Origin of the sequence: Ktedonobacter racemifer DSM 44963 (genome assembly GCF_000178855.1) — a bacterium.
Lineage (GTDB): Bacteria > Chloroflexota > Ktedonobacteria > Ktedonobacterales > Ktedonobacteraceae > Ktedonobacter > Ktedonobacter racemifer.
Map to the genome: position 1 here is coordinate 2,467,018 of NZ_ADVG01000003.1, position 18,940 is coordinate 2,485,957.

Annotated in this window: 19 protein-coding genes and 2 pseudogenes; 8 read left to right on the forward strand and 13 right to left on the reverse strand. The window is 52.4% G+C overall.

The features are described 5' to 3' along the window. Positions 1 to 3 precede the first annotated feature (3 nt). From KRAC_RS39880 to KRAC_RS76910, 7 genes are all read left to right on the forward strand, one after another. Positions 4 to 774: an ABC transporter ATP-binding protein gene (locus KRAC_RS39880; protein ID WP_007917198.1), complete on the forward strand. Its 771-nt coding sequence runs from the start codon at positions 4 to 6 to the stop codon at positions 772 to 774. After that, positions 771 to 3,146 carry an ABC transporter permease gene (locus tag KRAC_RS39885; RefSeq protein ID WP_007917200.1) on the forward strand — a complete coding sequence of 792 codons (2,376 nt, stop codon included), beginning with the start codon at positions 771 to 773 and terminating at the stop codon, positions 3,144 to 3,146. Before KRAC_RS39880 ends, KRAC_RS39885 begins: the two co-directional genes overlap by 4 nt. A 344-nt stretch (positions 3,147 to 3,490) precedes the next feature. After that, entirely contained in the window at positions 3,491 to 3,886 is a 396-nt protein-coding gene (locus tag KRAC_RS39890) for a response regulator (RefSeq protein WP_007917201.1), read from the forward strand. A gap of 59 nt (positions 3,887 to 3,945) precedes the next feature. Next, positions 3,946 to 4,110, forward strand: coding sequence for a metallophosphoesterase family protein (locus KRAC_RS72290; RefSeq protein WP_157507604.1), 165 nt, complete (start codon positions 3,946 to 3,948; stop codon positions 4,108 to 4,110). Positions 4,111 to 4,858: 748 nt separating this feature from the next. Continuing rightward, positions 4,859 to 5,713 (forward strand): alpha/beta fold hydrolase, encoded by an 855-nt coding sequence (locus KRAC_RS39905; RefSeq protein ID WP_007917203.1) that lies wholly within the window; start codon positions 4,859 to 4,861, stop codon positions 5,711 to 5,713. A 325-nt stretch (positions 5,714 to 6,038) separates the two neighbouring features. Continuing rightward, the gene (locus KRAC_RS76905; RefSeq protein WP_040445754.1) at positions 6,039 to 6,368 is read left to right on the forward strand and encodes a helix-turn-helix domain-containing protein; all 330 of its coding nucleotides are present in this window, start codon (positions 6,039 to 6,041) and stop codon (positions 6,366 to 6,368) included. Between the two features lie 237 nt (positions 6,369 to 6,605). Next, positions 6,606 to 6,920: a transposase gene (locus tag KRAC_RS76910; RefSeq protein ID WP_040446759.1), complete on the forward strand. Its 315-nt coding sequence runs from the start codon at positions 6,606 to 6,608 to the stop codon at positions 6,918 to 6,920. Between the two features lie 28 nt (positions 6,921 to 6,948). On the opposite strand, the gene iscB is transcribed toward KRAC_RS76910, so the two are convergent. The 11 genes and pseudogenes from iscB to KRAC_RS72300 all read right to left on the reverse strand — a co-directional run bounded on the left by iscB (position 6,949) and on the right by KRAC_RS72300 (position 16,321). Then, on the reverse strand, positions 6,949 to 8,238 hold the full coding sequence (gene iscB, locus KRAC_RS39920) for an RNA-guided endonuclease IscB (protein ID WP_007917204.1): 1,290 nt from the start codon (positions 8,236 to 8,238) through the stop codon (positions 6,949 to 6,951). A gap of 318 nt (positions 8,239 to 8,556) precedes the next feature. Beyond that, on the reverse strand, positions 8,557 to 9,261 hold the full coding sequence (locus KRAC_RS39925) for an N-acyl homoserine lactonase family protein (protein ID WP_007917205.1): 705 nt from the start codon (positions 9,259 to 9,261) through the stop codon (positions 8,557 to 8,559). A 91-nt stretch (positions 9,262 to 9,352) separates the two neighbouring features. Continuing rightward, complete coding sequence (locus KRAC_RS78655; protein ID WP_268887386.1) at positions 9,353 to 9,484, reverse strand: hypothetical protein; 132 nt, start codon at positions 9,482 to 9,484, stop codon at positions 9,353 to 9,355. A 399-nt stretch (positions 9,485 to 9,883) separates the two neighbouring features. Then, positions 9,884 to 10,387: a sensor histidine kinase gene (locus tag KRAC_RS39930; protein WP_052568963.1), complete on the reverse strand. Its 504-nt coding sequence runs from the start codon at positions 10,385 to 10,387 to the stop codon at positions 9,884 to 9,886. Continuing rightward, positions 10,384 to 10,782: pseudogene (locus KRAC_RS69605) on the reverse strand (IS1 family transposase); the annotation flags it as partial. The pseudogene KRAC_RS69605 and the gene KRAC_RS39930, both read right to left, overlap by 4 nt. Positions 10,783 to 10,794: 12 nt before the next feature. Continuing rightward, complete coding sequence (locus KRAC_RS69610) at positions 10,795 to 11,121, reverse strand: IS1/IS1595 family N-terminal zinc-binding domain-containing protein (protein WP_052568965.1); 327 nt, start codon at positions 11,119 to 11,121, stop codon at positions 10,795 to 10,797. Between the two features lie 389 nt (positions 11,122 to 11,510). Then, positions 11,511 to 11,812, reverse strand: a pseudogene (locus KRAC_RS76915) (IS6 family transposase); the annotation flags it as partial. Between the two features lie 299 nt (positions 11,813 to 12,111). Next, a complete protein-coding gene (gene pepF / locus KRAC_RS39950) occupies positions 12,112 to 13,923 on the reverse strand; it encodes an oligoendopeptidase F (protein ID WP_007917209.1) in 1,812 nt (603 codons plus the stop codon). Positions 13,924 to 14,188: 265 nt separating this feature from the next. Continuing rightward, positions 14,189 to 14,965, reverse strand: a complete 777-nt coding sequence (locus KRAC_RS39955) for an ADP-ribosylation family protein (RefSeq protein WP_040445760.1) — start codon at positions 14,963 to 14,965, stop codon at positions 14,189 to 14,191. 232 nt (positions 14,966 to 15,197) lie between these two features. Then, complete coding sequence (locus KRAC_RS39960) at positions 15,198 to 16,232, reverse strand: IS630 family transposase (RefSeq protein ID WP_075164521.1); 1,035 nt, start codon at positions 16,230 to 16,232, stop codon at positions 15,198 to 15,200. After that, positions 16,169 to 16,321: a hypothetical protein gene (locus KRAC_RS72300; protein WP_157507606.1), complete on the reverse strand. Its 153-nt coding sequence runs from the start codon at positions 16,319 to 16,321 to the stop codon at positions 16,169 to 16,171. The genes KRAC_RS39960 and KRAC_RS72300 overlap by 64 nt, the downstream gene beginning before the upstream one ends. Positions 16,322 to 16,380: 59 nt before the next feature. On the opposite strand from KRAC_RS72300, the gene KRAC_RS39965 reads away from it, so the two are divergent. Further along, positions 16,381 to 17,613 carry an RNA-guided endonuclease InsQ/TnpB family protein gene (locus KRAC_RS39965; RefSeq protein ID WP_007917214.1) on the forward strand — a complete coding sequence of 411 codons (1,233 nt, stop codon included), beginning with the start codon at positions 16,381 to 16,383 and terminating at the stop codon, positions 17,611 to 17,613. Between the two features lie 253 nt (positions 17,614 to 17,866). On the opposite strand, the gene KRAC_RS67305 is transcribed toward KRAC_RS39965, so the two are convergent. Together KRAC_RS67305 and KRAC_RS39975 are read right to left on the reverse strand one after the other, a co-directional pair. Continuing rightward, the gene (locus tag KRAC_RS67305) at positions 17,867 to 18,043 is read right to left on the reverse strand and encodes a RidA family protein (RefSeq protein WP_244422448.1); all 177 of its coding nucleotides are present in this window, start codon (positions 18,041 to 18,043) and stop codon (positions 17,867 to 17,869) included. Positions 18,044 to 18,127: 84 nt separating this feature from the next. Continuing rightward, entirely contained in the window at positions 18,128 to 18,727 is a 600-nt protein-coding gene (locus tag KRAC_RS39975) for a dihydrofolate reductase family protein (RefSeq protein WP_007917216.1), read from the reverse strand. Between the last annotated feature and the right edge of the window lie 213 nt (positions 18,728 to 18,940).

Sequence of the window (18,940 nt, forward strand, 5' to 3'; positions counted from 1 at the left end):
TCTATGACATTGGACACAGAGCGGCCTGGAAAAGCCCCGGTAAGTTCAGTAACAGCCTTGATCCAGGTTGAACACCTTTCTCGCGTGATCACCAGCCGGGCGCAAAAAACGGTGATCCTTGATGATCTGACCTTCGCGATTCCATCCGGCAGCCTCTTTGCGATTAACGGACCATCGGGAAGCGGCAAATCCACTTTGTTGAACCTGCTCACCGGCATTGACCGGCCAACGAGTGGACGGGTGATCTTCAGCGGAGAAGAGCTGAGAGCTAGGGGCGAGGATGCGCTGGCGCGCTGGCGCGGGCAGCATGTCGGGATCATTTTTCAGTTTTTCCAGCTGATTCCCACGCTGACCGCGCTCGAAAATGTGCTCCTGGCGTTGGAACTGGGCGGAGGCGGAGGACTACCACGCAAGCAATGGCGCGAACGGGCATTGACCTGCCTGGAGATTGTTGGATTACGCGACTATGGGCGTCGTCTCCCCAGTGAACTTTCTGGCGGGCAGCAGCAACGGGTCGCGGTCGCTCGCGCCCTGGCGAACAATCCACCTGTCCTGGTGGCAGATGAGCCAACGGGCAATCTCGACTCTCGCACCGCGCAACAGGTCTTTGAGTTACTGGCAGAACTCATCAATCTTGGGAAAACCGTCGTCTACGTCACCCATGATCCCCAACTTGCCTCTCGCTCGACCGCGCATGTCACGCTCCTGGATGGGCAGATTGTCGAGCAGAGCGGGGCACAGGCAGCCTTGACTTCGCAGGAGGGACGATCATGAGTATTGGCGGCGCGCTTTTGCGCAAAGCGTTTGCTGATGTGACCCGACGGAAAACACGCACGCTGGGAGTCATCCTGGGGATCGTGATCGGGGTCTTTGGCCTCACTGCCATCACGATGTTTCAGGATACCTACTTCGCAGCGCTAGCCTACACGAATGCCGAGGTAAAGCAGGCCGATATCACCTTCGATGTTCAGGCAGTCGATCCAGCACTTGCGCCTCGACTGCTGGCTGTTCCAAATGTGCAAACGGCGGAATTTCACACCATTTCCCAAACAAGCTGGCACATTCAACGCGCTCCAGGGCGCATCTTCCTGGCTATCGTAGGCCTTCCCAACCCTACCCACATTGACATCAATGCATTTCAACTGCTCAGCGGGCATTATCCCGGCCCTGGGGAAATCGTGCTGGAGAGTGGAGATCGCGGCATTCAACCATTTGCCCTGGATGATGCGATTACGGTGGATACGCCACATGGCAGTTCCCAACTCCGCGTGGTTGGGATCGCACGTACACGAGGAAGCGGAGATCCGGCCACGAAAGGCAGCGCGCTTGCGTATATGAGTCAGCAGGGGCTTGCTCAATTCATGGATATTCAAGAGCCAAATGTCATTCAAATACGCGTGCATGATAAAGCTCAGGCTCAGGTAACGCAGGCTCAACTCCGCAACGTGCTCCAAGCATCTCATATCGCGATTATCGATAGCACCCTTCATACCGATAGTGTCAGCTCCAATCAACTCCTCGCGAATCTCTTCACACTCCTGCGTTTGCTTTCCATTGTAGCAATCGTGGTCTCCTGCTTTCTGGTTATCAATACGATCACGACTCTGCTTGCTGAGCAGATGCATATCATTGGAACGATGAAGGCCATTGGGGGAGTGCAGCGAGCAATCTTTTTGAGTTACCTGCTCTCAGTTGGACTCTATACCATTGTAGGAACAATTTTAGGTCTCGCCTGTGGTATTGCAGGGGGATATATTCTTGCCGGAAAACTGGCCACCATTCACAATCTGGACCTGGGAGCTTTTACTATCCCGCCGGATGTTCTTGCCTTAGGACTGGCCGCTGGTTTATTGACACCAATACTGGCAGCGCTGCTGCCCTTATGGAATGGAACGCGTATCACGGTTCGTGATGCAGTCTCGGCCTATGGCATTTCTAGTATTGGGACACCTGCGCACCAGCGCTTGCGACAAGCTATCACCGAACGGCTGACCTGGGTTCCCCAAACAACCTGGCTGGGATTGCGGACGATCTTCCGCAAACGTGGGCGGGCGATCCTGACGATCCTGGCATTAGCCCTCTCTGGTACAACCTTTCTTGCCATTGCCAATGCAACCTACGCCATCGATGCCCAGGTGACGAAACGTTATGAAGACTATCATTTCGATGTGAAGATTAATCAAGTGGCTGGAACACCTGAAGACGAGACTCATTTCCAGCATTGGATGCTGACGGTCCCCAATGTGCGCTCTATCGAGCGTTCTGGAACCGTGCAGATTCACACCCAATGGGGCAATGTGGACCTCTCTGGTGTCGATGAAGATACGAGCATGTATCACCCTTCCATCGTTGCCGGGCGTTGGTTTCTGCCACATGAACGCCAGGTGCTGTTAGTGAGCGATGATGTTGCGAACCAGGCAGGGCTGCATGTTGGCGAAACGATCACTTTTTCAGCGCAAGAACATGCTGCAATCTGGAAGATCATCGGGATCATCCACGATCCCAATGTATCTATAGGTAGCAGCGGAAGCGCGGTGACCACACCGGAAAACCTCAATGCCCTGGTCGGTCTGCCACAAGAGGCGGGAGTGCAATGGTATCTACAAGCCAGCAATTCTTCACCTGCCGCAGTTGACGCCCTGGCAAGACGCCTGGATGCCACATTGAATCAGGGAAGGGGATCTTTACAGTTCGCCGTGACTCCCGTACAACAGGTCATCCAAAGTTCGCAGAACGAATTTAGTGATCTCTACATGATGTTCTATGTCGTCGCGCTGGTTGTCGCGCTAGTGGGTGCGCTCAGCCTGTACACGACTCTCACCTCGTCAGTGCTGGAACGGCGGCGTGAAATTGGCATCTGGCGCTCAATGGGAGCCAGTGGCAGGCGGATTGCCGGTATCTTCTGGACCGAGAGTCTGGCTCTGGGTATACTTGCCTGGGGAACTGGCCTGCTCTGTAGTATCCCATTGGCGTATGGGTTCCTCCAACTCCTCGGGCTTGTGCTGATCCATGCGTCGTTCACCTTTGATCCCTGGTTGTTTGTAGAAATGCTCATCGCGATTCTGGCCACTGCATCGCTAGCCAGCCTGAGTCCGATGCTGCGAGCGGCACGCGTGAGGATTGTCGATTTGCTCCACTACGAGTAATCAGAGCAGAGAACACCCTGGCTCCCGAGAAAGAGAGAGGGGCTGCCCTTTCATCCACAGCCTTCTCTCGCTTTCTTTTGGGCAGTGTTTATCACGGCAAAGTGCTCTATCCAGAGAAATGACCGGTCCAACTGACCCTATCTGACTTAGCCAAGGAGGAATTGGTCCGATCATTTTCACTGTTCGGCTTTCAACCTTAGGGAGATCTGTACTAGGTGTAGTATCGCTGTGTAGACGTGAAGGATGGACGGTTGCTTGTAACAACGGAAAGCGTGAGGCGACAGACAGACATCTCACGTATCAATAGTAGTGTTCTTCGTTCACTACCGAAAAAGGATGATACGATGCTTCAGCCAAGAGAAAAAGTAATCCACTCTGCTGCAAAAGCCGTGCTCGTAGTGGAAGATGATACACACGTTGGAGCATTTCTCGTTCAAGCTGTTCGAGAGGAGACGTCATATCAAGCGATGCTTGCGGTGACCGGGGCACAAGCGTTAGATCTGCTTCACTATCTGCGACCAGGCTTGATTGTCTGTGATTATCGGCTTCCTGATATGGACGGCTTTACGTTGCATGATCTGCTTCGTGCGAGAGAAGAGTTCACAAATACCCCTATTATCCTGATGAGTGGCATGCCGCGAGTGATGACAAGGACCATTGAGCATGAAAAGCTGCTTCGTTTGAAGAAACCTTTTGGCCTGGATAGGTTCTTGAGCCTCGTCAATAACATCCTGGAATAGGAGAAAAGGAGATACCAGCGTCTTGTCATGCTTTCCGATAACATATTTCTGAAGAAGTTTTGCTAACGCTCCTGGGAGGTTTTGCGGCGGCCCTTTCCAGCCGAGGACGCACCCATACCCAGCAATTGAGGCGGCTGGGAGATGCCTGGTATGTCAATCCCGGTAGCGTCGATCTGGCTTATAACTGGCTGCTTCCGGCTGACACCTTTCATACCGATCCTTAGGCTGATTATGCTATTGTTACCTCTGAAGGCGAGAGGATCACTATCGAATTCCTGCGCGTCCCATTTGACGTCAGGAGGCTTATCGAGTTGATCAAAGCCAGCGGCAGACCTTATCCTGAAACAGTTCAGATATTGTATCAAGCGAAAGCACCGCATGTCGAGAGAAGGATCCTCTTCCCTGAGTACTGAAAGTGCGGGAGATCGGCTACACCAGGGGAAAGTCATTGAGGTGATACTTGTATGCTTCTTGCCGTCCTTTTTGAGAGACCTTTCTCTCTCCTACTTCTGCACACTTCTGCTTCTCTTTCCTGCTGTTTTCTGTTAGACTGCTTGTACACAAGGTGGTCTCCTCCTGACTGGTCTGACACGACGGCAGTTGGATGGCATGCACCTGCATCCATGAGGAGACCACCGCTTTTCGTTGAAGGCACGTATGAAACAGAGACACTCACTCCGTTAGTGACCCCACGAGTAAATTGGGGGCTTGTCTCTCAACTCCACCGCAATTCTAAGTATCGGCGTCAGCATCCTCTTGTCATCCAGGATATCGCGCGATGGTAATAGCTCACCTCTACGACAAACTTGCCAGACATGATGCTCATCTCGGGCAAGCTATTGGCTCCTCCTCGACTTTGGGCTTCTCGGTGTTTCAAACAGGAACGCACCGAGAGCCCTATACAGGATCGTTCTCGCCCGCTTTTGATGCTATCATATCGAGTGAGACACATGAAGAAAGGAGATATGCAGTATGTCGGACACACAACGCGTACAGACTGGCTTTGCAGCGGTCAATGGGACAACGCTGTATTATGAGGTTGCAGGGGCAGGGCATCCATTCATTCTCATACACGGACACCTTCTGGATAGAAGATCGTGGGACGATCAGTTCGCCGTCTTCGCTCAACGATACAGGGTCATCCGCTACGATCAGCGAGGCTTTGGCGACTCGGGGCTGATTACCAAAGGGGAGTCGTATTCTGATCGCCAGGATCTCTACGACTTGATGCACTTTCTGGGCATCGAGAGCGCTTATCTGATGGGAGTCTCTGGAGGAGGCGCGCTGGCTATCGATTTTACGCTTGAGCATCCTGAGATGGTCGATGCGCTGATCCCGGTCACGGCAGGTGTCAGCGGATTTCGGCCATCCGAAGAAATGATGAAACAGCATCCAGATGTGGTGCGTCTGTATGCGAACCTGAATGAAGCCTTTGAACAGCACGACATCGCGCGAGCCGTTGAGATCTCGCTCCAATTGTGGACGGATGGGCCGGGCCGGCTTCCGGGGCAGGCGGAACCCGACGTGCGCGAGCGCGTACGCCAGATGACGACGCGCAACTGGGAGCGCCCGGATGGCGAGGCGCAGGCCCAGACGCCGCCAGTGCCGTTGGAGCCGCCAGCGATTGGACGTCTTTCGGAGATTAGCGTGCCGACGCTCGTCATTCTCGGAGCATGGGACGGGCCAAATCCGCTGGAACAGCTCACCGCAGAGATCCCGGGAGCGAAAAAGGTGATCATGGCAGAGACAGCACATCATCCTTTTCTGGAGAAGCCAGCCGAGTTCAACCAGATCGTACTGGATTTTCTGGAATCACTCAAGCCGTAACAGACCAGTCATGAACCCCATGTTTCTATCTGGCATTGATGGGCAAGGCGCAACATATAGCTATATGCCGCGCCTTGCCCATCAATGCCAGATAGAACACGACAGACCCGATGGCCTCTCTAGAAGGTGGCAAGAAATGTAGGGGGGCCCATTCCTAATGTGCAGAGAGCTCTTGTTAGCCAGCCTCAACGGTATGAGCCGTGTATGACTCATTTGCCTATGGGCCTGGGCCGGATCAGCGGGGTTGCCCTCCCCGGACTTCTCCCGCCTGACCTCTCGCTACAGTGGTCTTCACAAAGGTTGGGCCTTATGACAAAATGAAAGCATGCAAACATATTCTCACGATTTACGACAGCGTATTCTGCGCGCGGTTGACCAGGGAAAGCCACGTGCAGAGATTATCCAAACATTTGCGGTGTCCCGATCCACAATCAAACGCTACCTCAAGTTGAGACGCGAGACCGGTGATGTCAAGCCCAAGGTCATTCCCGGACGCCCATCAAAGAAAGGGGCTGCTCTGCATGCGGGACTGCTCCTTCAACTCGAAGCACACCCTGATGCGACGCTGGTCGAGCATTGCCAGTTCTGGGAAACCACGCACGGCATGCAGGTCAGTTCCGCGACCATGAGTCGAGCCATCCGGCGTCTGAACTAGACCCGCAAGAAAAAAACGATATGTGCGAGTGAGCAGAATGAAGCCGACCGCGCCGCCTGGCGAGAACAAGCCCAAACGCTGGATGCCCGCAAACTGGTGTTCATTGATGAATGTGGCTCGAACATCGCCTTAACTCGTCTGCATGCTCGATCCCCGAAGGGAGAACGCGTCTACGGGTCTGTGCCGCGAAACAAACGAGCGAATATCACGTTGCTCGCCGCGCTCTCGCTTTAAGGCATGGGTGAAGTGTTCATCCTGGAAGGCTCAGCGGATACTGCTGTGTTTGAACTCTACATGGAACAGATCCTGGCTCCGAGTTTACACCCAGGACACATTGTCATCTTAGACAATTTACACACGCATACCGGAGAAAAAGTTCGACAGGCCATCGAAGCACGGGGATGCCAGCTCCTGTTCCTCCCCTCCTACTCTCCCGACTTGTCACCCATTGAAGAGGCTTTCTCCAAACTCAAAGCCGTTTTACGTCTGGTAGGAGCTCGAACACCAGAGGGCTTACAAGAGGCGATTGGGCAAGCGCTCCTCACCATCTAAAAATTGCGCCATACGGGGACCCCTGGCTTTAGCCATGGGGAGGAGCATGGCGCACTCCTTTCTGTGTATACTCATAGCCATCGGATCGTTGCACACAACGCATATATTTGGGGTGAATATCGACCTTCTCCAGTCGGAATGAAGGCCGATGACGAATGGCTATCCGTCCTTCAAATGTTCCTTTGGGCGTGATGGCTTTGACCAGATCACCCGTTTGATACCCAAGAAATGTCTTTTTGCGCTCTTTGTGCTGCTTCGGGAATCCATACTTGTCAGGCACACACATTTGCCTCCTCCCATGCCCTGTCGCTTTGATGCGCAGTGGGATGACTCCCTTCTGCAAAAGCACATCAGGTGTGCTCTTGCCTACGCAAGCTGCATCGAGCCAGTGGGTTTTGGGGAGTCCTCGCGTGGTACGATTAAACTTCGTCAATCCACCGCTCCCACACTCGACAGGCAAGCCGAGGGCTTTCAGCCGTTCGAGCAAAGCACATCGTGTGCTATTGACAGCGCTGGCATCCTTGAGTGGCTTTTTGACCTGAGCGAGAAGACGCTTGAGCACGTCAGGTTTCTTTTGCAAGAAGACTTCGATCTCCTGAGTGCCTTTGGCAGTATTGCATGCTTCGCAAGCCAAGGTAAGATTGCTCATCCTGTTCGTACCACTACGGGCACGTGGATGGATATGCTCTACCTGAAGCGGGACATCTTGTTTGCCACAATAGGCACACGTGCGTTCCCATTTTTCCAGCAAGTATTCCCTGACCTCATAGCCTTGCAAGGTTCCTTGCTGGTATTCCACACCTGCAATGTCGGGATTCTCCATCAATTGCATATCAAACTTCACAAGCTCCTGACTGAGAGTGGCAATGGGAGCATATCGACACAGGCGAGCTACCCACGTCAGAATGTTGGCAAGGCGACTTTCTAACGATGGTGGCAACCATCCCTTCTTCCTCCGTCGATTGTCAAATCGCGGCTTGCGGTAGCGTGTTTTACGCTGCCTACGCCCCTGGCGACTTGCACGACGACTATCAAGACTGTCTTTAATTGCATGCCCTCGATGTGAGAGTTCAGCTGCGAACACAATTTTGCCGTTGGTGCCGTTCACCAGGGCAATTCCCGTCGTTTTACTGCCTGGATCGAGCTTGAGGTGCAAGGGTTGTACCTCTGGCTGTTCTACCACTCGTTTGAGCACAATGGTAAACGGATACCGTCTAAACACGGCTGCTTTCCCTTGCCTGAGCAAGCGCCTCGCGTGTCCTGGATGCACCGGATTTAAAGGTTTATAGTCACTATCAATCACAAAAACATTGCTCAAGTTGAGCCTCCTGTTTCCAGGGTAATGTTTGCCTCGACAATGATAGAGGGCGGTACTTTTCCCTGAGCACTGCATAGACCCCGCTTTGCTGTTTAACCCAGAGATTCTAGAGCTACCGGCTGGCACACACCTGTAGGTAGGAACTTGAACACTTCTCCTCTATCGTAGTCTGATAACCTCCTGCCTCGCGCAGAAGGTCCATGGCTAAGTCTGGACAGGTCCGAGCTTGCTTTCACAAGCCCCTGCCTTTAGGCATGGGGTACCTGACTACCCCTTTCTCGATCGGTACTCCGAACCGGGAAAAGGGTGCTTGCATCCTCACTCGTAATACTCCGGCAGCTTTTTCAGCCCTTCCCACTGCTCCTTGTCATGACCGAAAATCACAAGCCCGATATGCTCCCGTTCGACCAGATCAAGCAGTTTAATCGTACTGGCGCGGATCGCTTCGGCGTCCGGGTTGCTACCGTCGTCCTGCTCGTCACGGGTAAAGCCCTTGCCGAAGGGTACAGCGTCAATCGGCAATAAAATCGCCCCCGTTTTGGGCAGCCGCACCAGCACCGATTGATGTCCCGGCACATGCCCGCTCGTCTCAATCAGCTCCAGCCCCGGCAGCAGTTCCGTGTCCCCGTCCACCAGCCGGATGCGCTCCATTGGCTGATCCCATTGGGGTCGATTGGCAGCAAAACGTGGGTTGCTCGCCGCATCCAAATGATGCACACGCTGAACAACATATTGCGCCTTCGTGAATGCCGCGTGTCTTCCGGCATGGTCGATATCATAATGCGTCGAAATGACTGTATCAATATCGTCCGGTTTTAAGCCAATGCTCGCCAACTGCTCGATAACGTCCTGCCCATTCTCGAACTCCGATTCTCCTTCAGGCATAATCTCCGGTAGACCACTGTCAATCAGAATATTCTTGCCGTCACCCGTTTGCACCAGATAGCACACAATCGGAATCTGGTATTCCGGCATGGACCCAACCTGCATCAGATAAAGACGCTTCATGGCATTCTGGCTCATAAGCTCCTCCTCGGAATTGAAACATATATTCTATCATATCAATCGTGTTGGCATTCGTATCGGCCCGGCGTTAGCTTTCTGCTAACACAATCTAACAGCTCACGTTGGCCCGTTCATAGAGCGGGCCGAAGCTGATCGCCTCTTCCTGCTCATGTGCGAGAATCGCCAGGATGGGCTTTACAAAGGAGAGCGGCAAAGCCTGAATTGATGCGGCCCCGATCATAGCATGCTTGCTAGTTATCGGGTACATTAGATTTCGTCAGCAGAAAGCTAACGCCGGGCCTGTCAGTCTTGCGCACAAAGGTCTTCCGCTCCCTCATTGCATGCAAGACATTCTACCGTCAAACCTGCGCAAAAACTTCTCCTATCTTGCTCTTTTGGCCATGCAGCATTACCGCCTCGCATTCCAAAACAGTTTCTGAGTCTGGACCACTTATGAAATTGACCCATATCATGTCTAAGTTCTTTTGACCCATATTGTGTCCGAGGCGGCTAAAACTTTTGGCAAATCACAGGTAGCAAGACCAGCAGAATCTTGATGCATGAGAGAATAGGAGAGCAGGGATTGAGGCCACTCGACGCTTTACACATCTGGAGTGGGACCAGCAGTCTGTATTCGCGCTCATTTGACCATGGGCAAGGTAAACCAGAAGGTAGAACCCTCCCCAGGCATGCTCTCTACACCCACCTCTCCGTGATGTTGGGCGATGAGTGTACGACAGATATATAAACCCAGGCCCAACCCTTTCCCTGAACCACTCTGGACTGGTACTCCCTTGACCTGGTGAAAGCGTTGCCATAGTTCCTTTTGAGCCTCTTCGGTGAGGCCTGGCCCGTGGTCTCGCACCCAAACACGAGCCATGCCCTCCCGGATGGTCAGTCCAATGTGGATCGGCTGATCTGCGCTCGAATAGCGGATCGCGTTGGTCAGATAGTTCGTCACCACCTGGCTGATCCGAGCTCGGTCGGCAAGCACCATGACCGTGGTGTGCTCCGGCAATTCGAGCAGGAGTGAGCGCTCCGGCGCGGTCACCCGCAGATCCTCGACGGTTTCGCGCACGATCGAGGCCAGATCGCAGTGGTCCAATGAGAGTTCCAGCGTATTGGCCATGAGGTAGTGGATCACATGAAGCTGATGGCCCTTTCCAGATTGTAGCGATGTAGAAAGAGGTCCAAGCAAGCAGTATGCATCAGAGAAGATTTTGAGAAAGAGAGCGTTTTGCGAACAAATATGCTAAGACGCTGTCTGAGTGTATTATTCCAGCGCTCCACATGAGCCGTTTCACCTGTTTCCTTACTGACTGCCATATGTTGCTTTTCAGGAATGACTACTTGATATGCACTCCAGAAATCGGTAGAGCAATGCCCAGCACGATACATTTCAGGAATAGCATTCCATAATTCTTGACAGGTCTTCTGGCTTCTCTCTCCAATAGCTCGTGCAACCACTTGCCGAGTCTCTCGGCAAAGAGCAATCCAAATCCATACTTGATTTGTCTTCTGCAAAACAAATGACCATAATTCATCAAGTTCTCATGTTTTTGCTTCTGGATTATTTGCATCGGGCTGAACAAGTGTTTCCCTCAAGAGAGGCAGCTCCGCTGCTTTTTTTACCCATTTCGTCACCGTGTAACGCGAGACGCCAAATGTCCGCTCAAGACCTCTTAAACTACTTTGCTCTTGATACGCTCGCAGTATCTCTTCCTTGCGTTCCTCGGAATATCCACGAGATGAGGGATTTTCCCAACTATGCCGCTTACACTCCTGGCAGAAGTATCTCTGCTTTCCATTGGGAGCATGCCCGTTACGCACCAACTTATCACTCTCGCAGTAGGGACACAAAAGGGTGATCGCGACCATGTTCTTTTCTCCTGCTCTCTTCTTTGATCGACTCCTTTCAGTCTATCAGCTCATGATTATCCACCACCGTCTCTCGCTTGTTACCATCGTAATCTACTCTACGCAACCTTACAGGTAGAGAGCCTCTGGGGCTTGGTTGCGGAAAGCGCCAATCAGTCGCCCCAATTAGATATGCTTTCTTGGACGCATAGAGAGTGCTTAAACAGAGCTGTTGATAGGCTCTATGGAGGTACCAGCGGGACGTACCGCACGTGGAGCGTGCGCGCGCAGATTGAACAAAATAACATGGTTCCAATCATCAACAAGATCAGGAGCAAATTTAATCTGGATCCGCTGTTTAGTCCCGAAAAAAACAATCCCTTTTTTCTTTCCGAAGATGATTTTTTCTAGGCAACTAGCGTATCATGCGTAGCGTTCAAGTGGGATTCCAGTGCATTCCCATGGGAATCCACAGCTTGATACAAGTACATCCAGACGCCCTTGATTTTCATGTACATCTCGTCAACTTGCCAGGAATCGCTCGCGCACTTGAGATGCAGATGACTGCGCTTCTCCAGTTCAGGCCGTATCGCTGGATCCAACGGGAGATGGTCGTATGATCCACATGCAGCCCTCGTTCCAACATGCGTTCTTCGAGATCGCGGTAGCTCAAAGCATATCGTAGATATCATCTCACGCAAAAAAGAATGATTCGTGCATGACGACATTCATAGCATGTTTTTTTTGCTGAATGGCAATCTTACCCTGAGGTAAGCTCGTTTTGAGGGGAGGAAAGAGACCATTTCAAGTGAAGGGCATACCTTGCCCCCAAGCATGGGCGTGGTGGCTTCTGGCAAAGCTGCCCGTGCGAGAGCGCGTCGGCTCGAAAGTCCTGCCTATCCCCACCAAGAGCCGCTCTCCCTTTTTAGGGAGAACGGAAGCGTTGGGTGAGCAACAGGAACCCCCGCGCATTCATGCCGGGGAGGTCTCAGAAATAGGCCTTCTTGAGTGTTACTCCGTAGAACTCGTCAGTTGTTCGAGTCGCTCAACATAGTCGGCCAGTACAGCAAAGGTGGCCTCGATTGGCTCAGGTGTGCGCAGATCGACGCCTGCCTGCTGAAGGACATCCAGCGGATAACGAGCGTTGCCGGTGCGCAAAAATGCAAGGTAGCGTTCAACCGCTTGAGGCTGGGAGGCGAGAATTGAACGCGCCAGGGCGTTCGCAGCAGCGATACCTGTTGTGTACTGGAAGACGTAGAAGTTCGCATACAGATGGCCAAAGGTAGCCCAGGTAATGCCATCACGCGCGGCATCCACTTCAACCTCACTGCCGTAGCCCTCCGCCAGGAAGTCAGCAAAAAGACCATTGAGAACATCGGCGGTCAGGGCCTCGCCGCGCTCCACACGCTCATACATTTCCAACTCAAGGCGGGCCAGCAGGGGCATGATAAAGTAATAACGGTGGAAATTGTTCATGGCCTCATCCAGCAGCCCGATCTGGAAATCGCGCTCAAGGCGCGTGCGCAACAGATGCGCCCGCACCATAGCCTGGTGAAAGTTTGAAGCAGTCTCAGCCACAAACATCGAATAATCGCTGTATACAAGCGGCTGCGTCTGCCAGGTCAGATAGGAATGCATCGAGTGCCCAAGTTCGTGCGCCAGGGTGCTCATGCCTTTCAGAGAGTCATCGTAGCTCATGAAGATAAAAGGATGTGTCCCCGGACAGCCAGAGGAGAATGCCCCAAGGCGTTTACCCTGATTGGGATAGATATCCACCCAGCGTTCTTGCAGACAGCCCCGGCGCAGAATCTGCACATACTCATCGCCGAGCGGCTGAAGTCCTTCAGCAATCCAATCGACCGCCTGTGTATAGGGCAGAGCAGGCAGTTCCGTGGTCAACGGCGAATAGAGATCGTAGGTATGCAGAGTTTTATATCCCAACACGCGCCGCCGCAGTGCCCAGTAGCGATGCCAGGTGGGTAGGTTCCGACGAAAGGCCTGGATGACGTTGTGATAGACCTCAACGGGGATATTGTCAACCGCGAGCCGCGCTTCCAGGGCGGAGCGATAGCCATGCGCGCGCGCGAAAAAGAGATACTGCTTAATCCGGCCCTCCAGGTTGCTGGCCAGTGTTTTTTTGAAAGCGAGATAGCCATCATGGTAATTTTTCCAGGCGGTGCGGCGCGTCTCGCGGTCAGCGCTGGACCAAAGTGCGACAGTTGTGCCCTGAGCGACCGGGTACTCCTCGCCATTACTCGATTTTGCGGGCTGAAAGCGCATCTCGGCACTGGTCAGAGATCTCATAACGCTCTGTGTCGTCGCAAAGGGATCGTTGAGCGCGCCCAATAGCTCTTCAACTTCAGGCGAGCGCACATGGGCCTGCAAGCGCAAAAGATCCTCTAAATAGTGAGTATACGCAGCCAGGCGTGAGTCTGAGCAGGCCCACTGCGAGAGATTTTCTGCGCCATTCGCCAGAAGCTCTGGTTTGATAAAGGCCAGTGCCGCGCTCACCTGCCCATTGAGCGTCGCTGCCCTGCTGATCAGAGCTGCCGCCTCTTCATTGCTGGTATCGACGCTCGTCAAAAGCTCGGCATACATAGACAACTTCTGGACACGCACGATGACCTGAAAGAATGCATCGAGCGCCTCGGCCAGGATCGCGGGACCATTCAGCTTACCATGATACTTTTCAAAGGCCGGCAATTCCGCTTGCACCAGCTGATATTCAGTTTCCCATGCCGCGGGATTGGGAAATACACTGGCAACGTCCCAGGTGTCCTCCTGGCGTTGCGCGCTACGTGGGGGAAGAGTAGTTTTTGGCATTTTGGTCTGTTACCTTTCTGTCTGTGGAATTGACCCGAAAAAATGGGCCTTCCGCAACTTTCGTACTCAGCTGAAGTATATGCATCCTGAACTTTTTTGGAACACGACACCAGAAGCGACCCTCCCACTACTGATCTCTGCGTAGCTTTCTAAACCAGTGATGATGAGGCTCGCTGAGTCCCTCAAACCCCTTTCTCCGTAGGAGAAAAATCGCGAACTGTGAGAGTGGAAGGGAAGCAAAGGGACAGCCAAAACGCGTCCACTCTTACACAGGTCGTTTGGCATCACACGATTTGCGATATTCAATGGCCATGATGAGCAGCTTTCTTAAAGGCTCTCGGTTCAAGGCTGCATATGCAGCATCCAGTAAAGCATAACTCGTTTCCCTGAAGTTCGCATAGATCCAGAGATCTTTCCCCAATTTCAAGGCTGCTCCAGGATAGCCTTGCGCCAGCAAATGCATCGCTTCTTCAGCTTTTTTCTGAATCTCTTGATGCGTGGGCCGATAATGTCGGATGTGGCAGATGTCGTCACCACTCAAGGGACGATACATTTCTTCTGGGATGACAATGCCCATCCCACCATGTGTGGGCGCGATGACGTGTTGTCTGCTCCCATACATCTCTCCATATTTCGCCACATATGCTTTGCCTACCTCACCTCGTTCCCCCGTCTCATATGTTTTCAGTGCCTCTCTCAAGAGAGAGAGCTGGTCGAGGTGTCGCTCATATGTATCCTTTGCAGCCGGGTCATCTTGCATCCATTCCAGACAGCCATCATAGTACCGTTCTAACTCCTCTCGCGTTGCTTCAAACAGTGTCTCCCCTACGAGTGTGAGGTCGAAAGCGTCATTGCTATAGTAAGCAACCACTAGAAACGTAGGGGAATGGGGATCATCAATATAGTACCCCCAATGCAATCCATCCGTTCTTCCAAACGCAACAGTCAGAAATTCTGGGGGGTCGTCATAATAGCGAGCCTCCCAGAGGGGATTGCCCTGGATATGATCTGACTCCTTTAAGAAGTCAAATGGGCCTATCATTTCTCTCCCAGCGAGAACCATTCCACAGATCTCGTCTCCCAAGTATTTGAGAAGGGAGGAATGCGTGTTCGCAAATTCCCAAAAGGTAAAAAAGTGGTCAGGAAAGGCAAGGCCATAGCTTTGCTCTAAAAGCGCCTTTTGTTTTATATCGTAAAAAAACTCCTGCTCTTACTTTTCCGCTTTTCAATGCGTTCTTTATGCTTGCTTCATCTCGGTTATGTGCCTCATGGGCCTAAGCCTGCTCGATTACCTCGCCGAGTGCATGAGTAAAACAGGACTGAAGGATCTCTCTGCGGTGGCGGAGACGTTTTTTGGCTCGCACCAGTGCTTCTCGTACACAAGAAAGGTTCCTACAGCAGAGATTTTTCAACTCCCGACGTTTGAGCAAATTCCAAACCCCCTCTTGCGGATTTAACTCGGGAGCATACCCTGGAAGACGCTCCAGATGAAGCCGCCTGGCTGCCCCAGCTGCGAGAAACTCTTTGATTGCCTTGGCTCGGTGGATTGGGGAACCATCCCAGATTACCAGCAGTTTGCCTGAGAGTTTGCGTAACAGCATCCGTAAAAACTCGACCACGTGCTCTGCGCGATAAGCACACGTTTGCATCTGCATGAAGATCCGCCCTTCTGGGGTAATGCCACCAATGGTTGAGAGATGATCGCGGGTCAGTGGGACGCGCAAGGTTGGCGTATGCCCCACCGGGGAATACGTGCGTACCAACGTGGGCAGCAAATAAAAACCTGCTTCATCGACAAAAATGATCGTTCTGCCCTCTTGTTGGGCTTTTTTTAGTTTTGGCCACTGTACCTCTTTCCAGATCCTGATGGTTTCTTCGTTCCGCTGCGTGGCCCGCTCGATCGGCTGTTGCACACTGTAGTTGAGCTGTTTGAGTAAGCGACTCATATGGGCCGGGTGATAGCGCACACCGAACTGCTTTTTGATCAGCGCTGCCACTCGCTTAGTCGTCCAGACTTGTCCCTGAAATCCATGAGCCTCTGCTCCTTGCTCCAGCAAAGTGGGAAGTTGCTCCAACTGCTCTTCAGTCAGCTGCGGTTGGGGTCCAGCTGTGATTCTCCCATGCAATCCCTCTTCTCCCTGCTCACGTCCCCTCTTCATCCATTGGCTCACGGCTCCTTCCGTCACCCCCAGGGCTTCCGCGATCTTCTTTTGACTCCATCCTTGTTGCGCTAACTTCCACGCTCTCAGTCTTCGCCACTTTCTCCAATCTCCTCGCTGCTCATCAGTTCTTCTCCTGCTTTCACCCAAAACGCCGCAGGATGCCCCTGCCCTTTCAGGCATGGGGAGGAATGCGGCGTTCCTTTGTCGGTGGCTTGGGTGGAATACGCCGTAGACATTCTCTCATCTGCTCATGTATTGTTGACAGTCAGATGAAAACTATGGTATAATTTAGCGTATGCAAACGGTATTAACAGCGAAACTCAAATTAAATACAACGCCCGAGCAATTCAAGGCATTACGTACAACGCAACTGGCGTATCGGGATTCTCTCAACTATGTGAGCCAGTACGCCTTTGAGCATGGCAAGATGAGCAATGCTGTTCGTTTGCAAGATGCCACCTACGAAGAGATCCGCCTCCGTTTTCATCTTCCTTCGCAAATGGCCTGTTCTGTTCCTCGCCAAGTTGGAGCCTCGTATAAAACCCTCTGGACAAAGGTCAAGAACAATGCTGTTCATCGTAAGGAAGGTAAGACCAAGAAACGCTACAAAGGGCTTGATAAGGCTCCCAAGTTCATCTCCCCCACGTTGACCTATCAGTACAAGAAAGACTACACCTTCAAGAAAGAGCAGCAGGTGAGCATCCTGACCCTTGAGGGACGTGTTATCGTGCCCTATACTGGCTACAATAAGCATGTGGCATTGATCCAGCGTGGAGCGGAGATTGGTGCATCGAAACTCTGGTATGACAAGCCCAAGAAACAATTTTACCTCCTTGTCTCTCTTGCAATTGAGACGGCTGATCCTACACCTGAAACACACAAGCAAGTCGTTGGCGTGGATGTGGGGATGCGATACCTTGCCGTCACGGCGACGATGCAAGGGGATTGCACCTTCCATTCAGGCAAACAGATTGTCCCCAAGGCAAACCACTCCGCACGACTGAGAAAATGTCTGCAAAAGAAAGGCACTCGTTCAGCGACAAGAAGGCTCGTTGCCATCAGTGGACGAGAGAGACGGTTGAAGCAGAATACCAATCATGTCGTGAGTAAGCGGATTGTCCTACAGCACCCTCAAAGCTTGATTGGACTGGAGCATCTGACAGACATTCGAGAGCGTACCAAACGACGCAAAGGCAAAAATGCAAAACAGCGAAAAGCCAATCGTACCTTCTCCAAATGGTCCTTCGCTGAGTTGCATAGCATGATTGCCTATAAAGCGCTCTTGCATCGAAGTATGGCGATCAAGGTCGATGCCAACTACACCTCGCAAGCGTGCCCCAAATGTGGGCACACCTGCAAAGAGAATAGACCCAACAAAGGATTGCTCTTCGTCTGTCAGAATTGTCAGTACACGCTCCATGCCGATCTGGTTGGTGCAAGAAACATTGCGATGCGAACGCTTCTTCTCCGGCAAGACTGGAGAGGAACGGGCCTCTTGTCAGTACGCGCCTTCTGTGTCGGACGATGAAGCCAAAGCCGCACGCCTGAAACGGTATGCTGAATTGCGGTGGAGTTCAGACACAACTCCAAGCCCTCGGCTTTCGCCGTAGGGTACTGACTTTATCATAGTTTAGCAACCTGGGTAGAGCTCAGTAAGAGGTGCGTCCGATACCTCTCAATAGCACGAAAGTTGCGGTAGGCCCGTGAAAACGGGTCGAGATCAATCTTCGAGCAGGTAAATTTACGGCACGCGGGGAATAAGCAGCCTCTCTGCGTACTTCCTATTCTGGCGCAACCGCGATGGCCTCGATCTCAATCAAGAAGTCTTCTCGGCCAAGCTTTCGCACCTCCACCAGCGTGTTTGCTGGGGGGTGGAGGGGATTCACATAGCCGTCGTGGATTTCGCGCAGGATGGGACGCAGGGACATATCCAACAAATAGATATTCAGTTTGGCCACGTGAGGTAACTACTCAGGTCCCTTTCCAAGCTCGCCTGAGGCGAGCTTGGAAAGGGACCTGAGTAGTTACGACTGGGAAGTTACCTATTTCTTCACAACACGGTACCTGATATGAGTTACCAATTGTGTGCCGCTTATTTCAACAGGTTCAAGATCGAGATCGGGAACCCCCTCAAAGAGCCGTGCTCCAGAACCTATGGTGACGGGGACTATGTGGAGCCATAACTCATCAATAAGTCCGGCCGACAAATATTGATTGATCGTATTTGCGCCGCCAGCTATCGCAATAGGTCTCTCCCCGGCCACTTCTTTTGCTCGCGACAGCGCTGCTTCAATACCGTCTGCAATGAAGAAGAATGTGGTGCTACCCTCCATAGCAATAGGGTCTCTCCGATTTTGAGACAAAACAAAGACAGGCGCATGGTAGGGGGGATTCTCTCCCCACCAGCCCTTCCAGTCGGTGCTCCCTCGCTTTTCTTTTGGGCCAAACATGTTGCTCCCCATAATGAACGCACCCGCATCTTGCAATGCATCCAATTCAGCCTGGTGTTTTTCTGGCTCATCGAACATCCAGTGGTGGAGTAAATTTTCAGGGATGTCCCCAAAAGGTTTTTCAAAACTCTGGTTGGGTCCTGCAACGAAAGCATCTAATGACATTGCAATTGAGCAGGTAACTTTATTCATGCGATTTTCTCCTATCGGTGACAGTTACAGCCCTCAAATCCCGGTGGAGCGAGAACATTTGCATATCTATCAGCCCCCTACATGTTTTTGAGAAGGCCTAGCCTCTAGCTTATCACGCGTCCACGGGAAAAACTTCTTCCAGCTTGCTCTCCGATGCTTCGTCAGATCGCGACTGGAGGACCTGTTTCATAGCCCAGAGCTCATTCTCATACC